Origin of the sequence: Streptomyces hygroscopicus subsp. hygroscopicus (genome assembly GCF_001553455.1) — a bacterium.
Lineage (GTDB): Bacteria > Actinomycetota > Actinomycetes > Streptomycetales > Streptomycetaceae > Streptomyces > Streptomyces hygroscopicus.
The window spans coordinates 1-5,863 of the sequence record NZ_BBOX01000504.1 but is presented as its reverse complement, the minus strand read 5'-3'; the positions used below and the strand labels follow the sequence as shown (position 1 = coordinate 5,863).

Sequence of the window (5,863 nt, the reverse complement as noted above, 5' to 3'; positions counted from 1 at the left end):
GACCCGCGGGTGCCGGGGCCGCGGCCGGTCAGGGCACCTCGGGGCCGCGGTACTCGCTCATCGCGTCGATCAGCCAGCGCGCCAGGTAGTCGGCGAACGAGGCGCGCGGGAGAAGCCGGTACGCCGGGTCGTCGCCGGTCTGCCAGAGCAGCACCGCGACGGGTCCCACCGTGGTCGTCACCGCCCGGCCGGGGCCGAAGGCCCGGGGATGGAGGTCCAGCGGGCAGCCCTTCTCCAACACCTGCCGGGCGGCCGGGCCGCTCAGCTCCAGCGTGGTGCGGTTCGCCGAGACGTCCACGGCCGAGCCCGGGTCCGCGCCGAGCGCCTTCCGCAGTCCGGCGGTCAGGGACGTGCCGTCGGCGCCGGACAGCACGAGCCACTCGTCGGGGCCGAGCCAGATCACCGTGTGGGGGCCGGACGCGGCGGTGTGCCCGCACTGCCGCGGGAGCGCGGCGCCCAGCGCCTTCTCGACGCGGCGGGCCGCGTCGGAGGCAGGCCCGACGCGCAGGTTCACCATGGTGAGGAACGGCCGCTCGGTCAGCGTGACCCCGCGGGCGCCGGTGACGGCGGCGGCGCGCATCCGCTCCGCCAGGTGTGCCAGCGGGCTGGTGCGCAGGGCCACCGGGTCCGCGCCCGCGTGGAGCGTCGGCTCAGCCATCGCGCTTGGTCCCTTCGGGGTCGTAGAGGACGCGGTCGGCCACCTCGACGGGCACCAGGTCCTCGCCCACGGCAGCGAGCAGCGTCTCGCCGATCCGTGCCCGGCCGCCGGCCACGAGGGCGAGGGCGAACGGGCGGCCGAGGGCCGGACTGTGGTAGCTGGAGGTGACGTGGCCGAGCATCGGCACCGGCCCGGCCCCGGGGGTGAGGGGCCCGTCCGGCGCGATGAGCTGGGTGCCCTCGGGCAGCCGGGTCCTGCGATCGGCCGGCAACAGTCCGACCAGCTGCTTGCGGTCGGTGCGGGAGGTGTCGGCGCGGGAATGGGACCGCTTGCCGATGAAGTCCTTCCGCCGGGAGACCACCCAGGACATGCCCGCGTCCTGCGGGGTGACGGTGGAGTCGGTGTCCTGGCCGACGACGATGTAGCCCTTCTCGGCCCGCAGGACGTGCATGGTCTCGGTGCCGTACGGGGTGATGCCGTACGGCTGTCCGGCCTCGTGCACCCGCTGCCACACGGCCAGTCCGTACCACGCGGAGACGTTGATCTCGTAGGCGAGTTCACCGGAGAAGGAGATCCGGCAGATCCGGGCCGGGACACCGCAGGCCAGGGTGGTCTCGCGGAACGCCATGAAGGGGAACGCCTCGGCGGACAGGTCGATCCCGGGCACGAGCCGGGCGAGGACCTGGCGCGACCGCGGCCCGACGACGGCGATCGTCGCCCACTGTTCGGTCACCGAGGTGCAGTGGACGTCGAGTTCGGGCCACTCGGTCTGCAGCCACTCCTCCAGCCAGTCCAGGACCGCGGCGGCGCCGCCGGTCGTGGTGGTCATGAGGTAGCGGTTCTCCTCCAGACGCAGGGTCACGCCGTCGTCGAAGATCATTCCGTCCGGTGTGCACATCACGCCGTAGCGGGCCGTGCCCGGCTCGAGCTTTGTGAAGGCGTTGGTGTACACACGGCCCAGGAACTCGCCCGCGTCCGCGCCCCAGACCTCGATCTTGCCGAGGGTGGAGGCGTCCATGAAGGCCACCCCCTCGCGGGCCGCGCGGCACTCGCGGGCCACCGCCGCGTCCATGTCCTCACCGGGCCGCGGGTAGTACCAGGGGCGCTTCCACTGCCCGACGTTCTCGAACTCCGCGCCGTGCGCCACGTGCCAGGGGTGGATGCAGGTCGTGCGCACCGGATCGAACAGGTCGCCGCGCTCGCGCCCCGCCAGGGCGGCGAACGCCACCGGTGTGTACGGCGCCCGGTGGGCCGTGGTCCCGATCTCGCCGGGGGACACCCCCGCGCCGAGTGTTTCCGCGATCACTCCGATCGCGTTGACACCGGACGTCTTGCCCTGGTCGTTGGCGGTGCCGAGCGAGGTGTAACGCTTGATGTGCTCGACACCGCGCATACCGGCGCCGGTGGACCGCCGGACGTCGGCGACGGTGACATCGCGCTGGAGGTCGACGAAGTGGGTGTCCCAGCCGTCAGGGCCGCCGTCGGGCGCCGGGACCAGCCACAGCGCGCGCACCGGCCCGGCTCCGGACGGCGCCTCCTGCGGCGACGGCACGGGAACCGGGAACCCGGCGTCCGTCGCGGCCCGCGCACCGGCCCGCGCGCCCTCGCCCACCGCGCCGGGGAGGTCGTACGTCCCCCGGGCCGCGCCGACGATCCGCTGGTCGCGCACGGCGCCGTCGGGGACGAAGGCGGCCAGGCCCTCGTCCCAGCGCAGCCGGCCCTGGCGCTGGCCGTGCAGGTGGACCACCGGGCTCCAGCCGCCCGAGACGGCCAGCAGATCGCAGGCGAACGATTCCGGTTCACCGGAGAGCCGACCGCTTGCGCCGAGGCGCTGGACGGTGACGCCGGTGAGCCGGCCGTCGCCGGTGGTGCCCACCACCGCGCTGCCCGTCAGCACCCGCGCCCCGGTCGCCGCGGCGATCCCGGCGGCCCGGTGGGACAGTCCGGGGCGGGCGTCCACGACGGCGGCGATGCCGATCCCGGCGGCGTGGAGGTCGGCGACCGTGTCGTAGGCGCTGTCGTTGGTCGTGCTCACCACGGCGCGCGAACCCGGTGCCACGGCGTACCGGTTGAGGTAGGTGCGCACGGCCGCGGCGAGCATCACCCCGGGCCGGTCGTTGCCGGCGAACACCAGCGGACGCTCATGGGCGCCGGTGGCCAGGACCACCTGGCGGGCGCGTATGTGCCACAGCCGCTGCCGGGAGACGCCCAGGGACGGGTCGGGGGCGGTTGCCCCGAGGTGGTCGGTACGCCGTTGCAGGGCCAGCACGTAGTTGTCGTCGTAGGCGCCGAAGGCCGTGGTGCGCGGCAGGACGACGACCTCGGGAGCGGCGTCGAGCGCCGCGCGGACCTCGGCGACCCACTCCGGGGCGGGCTGCGCGCCGACCCGCTCGGTGCGTGCGGAGAGCAGCCGGCCGCCGGGCTCGGGCTGGTCGTCCACGAGCATCACCCGGGCGCCGGAGCCGGCCACAGCGGCGGCGGCGGCGAGGCCGGCCGGACCGGCGCCGACGATCAGGACATCGGTGTGCGTGTACTTCTTGTCGTAGACGGCCGGGTCCGGGGCCGGGTCGAGCCGGCCCATCCCGGACAGGGTCGTGGCGGACAGGCCGTCGTACAGCTCCACCGTGGTCGCCGGCAGCATGCCCTCCGCGCACGGGCCGTCGAGCCGCACCAGGGCGTTGGGCTCCTCGGCACCGGCGGCGACGATGCCGCGCGGGCGGTGGCGGTGGATCGACGGTGCCACCTCGATCAGACCGCACGCGAGCATCGCCGAGGCGAGGGTGTCCCCGGGGTGTCCGGTCAGTTCCCGGCCGTCGACGGTGAACCGCAGGACGGTGCCACGGTCGACGCGGCCTCCGTGCCGGAGCCGGAAGGGCTGGCCGGTCATCGGTTTCCTCCGGCCCGGTGCGGTTCGGGGCGGGGCTCGTCGAGCCGGTAGGAGGCGAGCACCTCGTGGGTGGCGGTGTCGCGCAGGACGTTGAACCAGCGGCGGCAGCCGGTGCTGTGGACCCACCGCTCGGCGAACGGCCCCTTGGGGTTGTCGCGGTAGAAGAGGTACCCGGCCCACTGCTCGTCGGTGAGGTCCGCGGGGTTGCCGGGGTAGCGGACGTGGGCCTGTCCGCCGTAGTGGTACTCGGTCTCGTCCCGCGGACCGCACCAGGGGCAGGTGATCAGCAGCACGGTGTCCTTCTCTCCGGAGGCTTTCAGTGGGCCACGGCCGCCGCGCCGTGTTCGTCGATCAGCGCGCCCGTCGTGAAGCGTTCGAGGGTGAAGGGGACGTTCAGCGGATGCGGTTCGCCGGTGGCGATGGTGTGCGCGAAGGTCCATCCCGCGGCCGGGGTGGCCTTGAAGCCTCCGGTGCCCCAGCCGCAGTTGACGTAGAGGTTCTCCACGGCGGTGGTGCCGATGATCGGGGAGGCGTCGGGGGTGACGTCGACGATGCCGCCCCAGGTGCGCAGCACATGCGCGCGGGCGAAGACCGGGAACAGTTCGACGGCGGCGGCCATCTGCCGCTCGATCACATGGAAGGAGCCGCGCTGTCCGTAGCCGTTGTAGGCGTCGACGCCCGCGCCCATCACCAGCTCGCCCTTGTGGGCCTGGGAGACGTAGACGTGCACATGGTTCGACATCACCACGGTCGGGTGCACCGGCTCGTGCAGTTCGGAGACCAGTGCCTGCAGCGGATGGGACTGCACCGGCAGCCGGACGCCCGCGCGTTCGGCCAGTACGCTGCTGTGCCCGGCCGCCGCGAGGCCGACCCGGCCCGCGAGGACGCGGCCGCGGCTGGTGCGCACGCCCACGACCCGGTCGCCGTCCTTGAGGAAGCCGGTGACCTCGCAGCCCTGGATCAGGTCCACGCCCATCTCGTCGGCGCGGCGGGCCAGCGCCCAGGCGACGTGGTCGTGCTTGGCGATGCCGGCCCGCGGCTGGAAGGTGCCGCCGAGGACCGGGTACCGGGAGCGGGGTGAGACGTTGAGGATCGGGCAGACCTCGGCGGCCTCCTCCGGCCCCAGCCACTGGGCGTCGATCCCGCTCAGACGGTTGGCGCCCACGCGGCGCACGCCCTCGCGCACGTCCTGGAGGGTGTGCGCGAGGTTGAGGACGCCGCGCCGGCTGAACAGGATGTCGTAGTCCAGCTCCGCCGGCAGTCCCTCCCACAGCTTCAGCGCGTGCTCATAGATGGCCGCGCTCTCGTCCCACAGGTAGTTGGAGCGGATGATCGTGGTGTTGCGGGCCATGTTGCCGCCGGCCAGCCACCCCTTCTCCAGGACGGCCACGTCGGTGATGCCGTGGTTCTTGGCGAGGTAGTAGGCGGTGGCCAGGCCGTGGCCGCCGGCGCCGACGATGACGACGTCGTACGAGGCGCGCGGCTCGGGGTTGCGCCAGAGGAAGTCCGGATGTTCCGGCGGCGGCTGGGCGGTCATGCCGGGTCTCCGCCAGGGCGGGACGGCTCGTCGTCCGCCGCGGTGGCGACCTCGGGACCGGCCGTGCCGGGCGGGAGGGAGCGGGAGGAGGCGGTCGTGCTGATCGACGGGGTCGCTGCCATCTGTGCACCGTCCTGGGAGCCAACTAATGGGCAATTGATATATCAGCCTGCGCGGTAAGGTATGGGAGCCCGGTCGGAGAGGTCAAGGGGGCATGGCGATGCAGCAGGTGGTCACCGAAGCCGCGGGCGAGGAACTGTCCCTCGCCGAACGCGCCTACCGCGCCATCCGCGACCGGCTCGTCATGCTCGAGATCCGCCCGGGCGCGCCGATCAACGAGGAACAGCTGGCGCAGTCCCTCGGCGTCGGGCGGACGCCGGTGCGCGAGGCGCTGAAGCGTCTCCAGTACGAGCGCCTGATCACGACCTATCCCCGGCGCGGCACCTTCGCCACCGACGTCAACATCACCGACCTCGCCCACATCTCCGAGGTGCGCCAGGAACTGGAGCCGCTGGCCGCGGCCCAGGCCGCGCGGCGGGCCACGGCCGCCGACCGGGCCGCCCTGACCGCCCTGCGGCGGGAACTCCGGGACGCCGCCGGGCGTCCGCGCGACGCGGCCGGGCTGATGAGCCTGGACCTGAAGGTCCACCGCGCCGTCTACGCCGCCACGCACAACCCGTACCTGGCGGACACCCTGGTCCGCCACGACAACCTGGCCACCCGCATCTGGTGCCTGTTCATCGACCGTCTGTCCGACATGGCCGGCCACGTGGAGGAGCAC

At 73.6% G+C, this 5,863-nt stretch carries 6 protein-coding genes; 1 reads left to right on the top strand and 5 read right to left on the bottom strand.

The window, feature by feature from the left end; translation table 11 throughout:
• Positions 1–28: 28 nt before the first annotated feature.
• From AXW62_RS37435 to AXW62_RS46850, 5 genes are read right to left on the bottom strand one after another with little or no spacing between them, the layout of a single operon-like run.
• Positions 29–658 (bottom strand): sarcosine oxidase subunit gamma, encoded by a 630-nt coding sequence (locus tag AXW62_RS37435; protein WP_060948312.1) that lies wholly within the window; start codon positions 656–658, stop codon positions 29–31.
• Positions 651–3,545, bottom strand: coding sequence for a sarcosine oxidase subunit alpha family protein (locus AXW62_RS37430; RefSeq protein ID WP_060948311.1), 2,895 nt, complete (start codon positions 3,543–3,545; stop codon positions 651–653). The genes AXW62_RS37435 and AXW62_RS37430 overlap by 8 nt, the downstream gene beginning before the upstream one ends.
• Positions 3,542–3,838: a sarcosine oxidase subunit delta gene (locus AXW62_RS37425; RefSeq protein WP_060948310.1), complete on the bottom strand. Its 297-nt coding sequence runs from the start codon at positions 3,836–3,838 to the stop codon at positions 3,542–3,544. The genes AXW62_RS37430 and AXW62_RS37425 overlap by 4 nt, the downstream gene beginning before the upstream one ends.
• Positions 3,839–3,861: 23 nt before the next feature.
• Positions 3,862–5,082: a sarcosine oxidase subunit beta family protein gene (locus AXW62_RS37420; protein ID WP_060948309.1), complete on the bottom strand. Its 1,221-nt coding sequence runs from the start codon at positions 5,080–5,082 to the stop codon at positions 3,862–3,864.
• Positions 5,079–5,204 carry a hypothetical protein gene (locus tag AXW62_RS46850; protein WP_289306042.1) on the bottom strand — a complete coding sequence of 42 codons (126 nt, stop codon included), beginning with the start codon at positions 5,202–5,204 and terminating at the stop codon, positions 5,079–5,081. Before AXW62_RS46850 ends, AXW62_RS37420 begins: the two co-directional genes overlap by 4 nt.
• Positions 5,205–5,302: 98 nt before the next feature.
• On the opposite strand from AXW62_RS46850, the gene AXW62_RS37415 reads away from it, so the two are divergent.
• On the top strand, positions 5,303–5,863 hold a 561-nt coding region (locus AXW62_RS37415), incomplete at its 3' end, for a GntR family transcriptional regulator (RefSeq protein WP_060948313.1).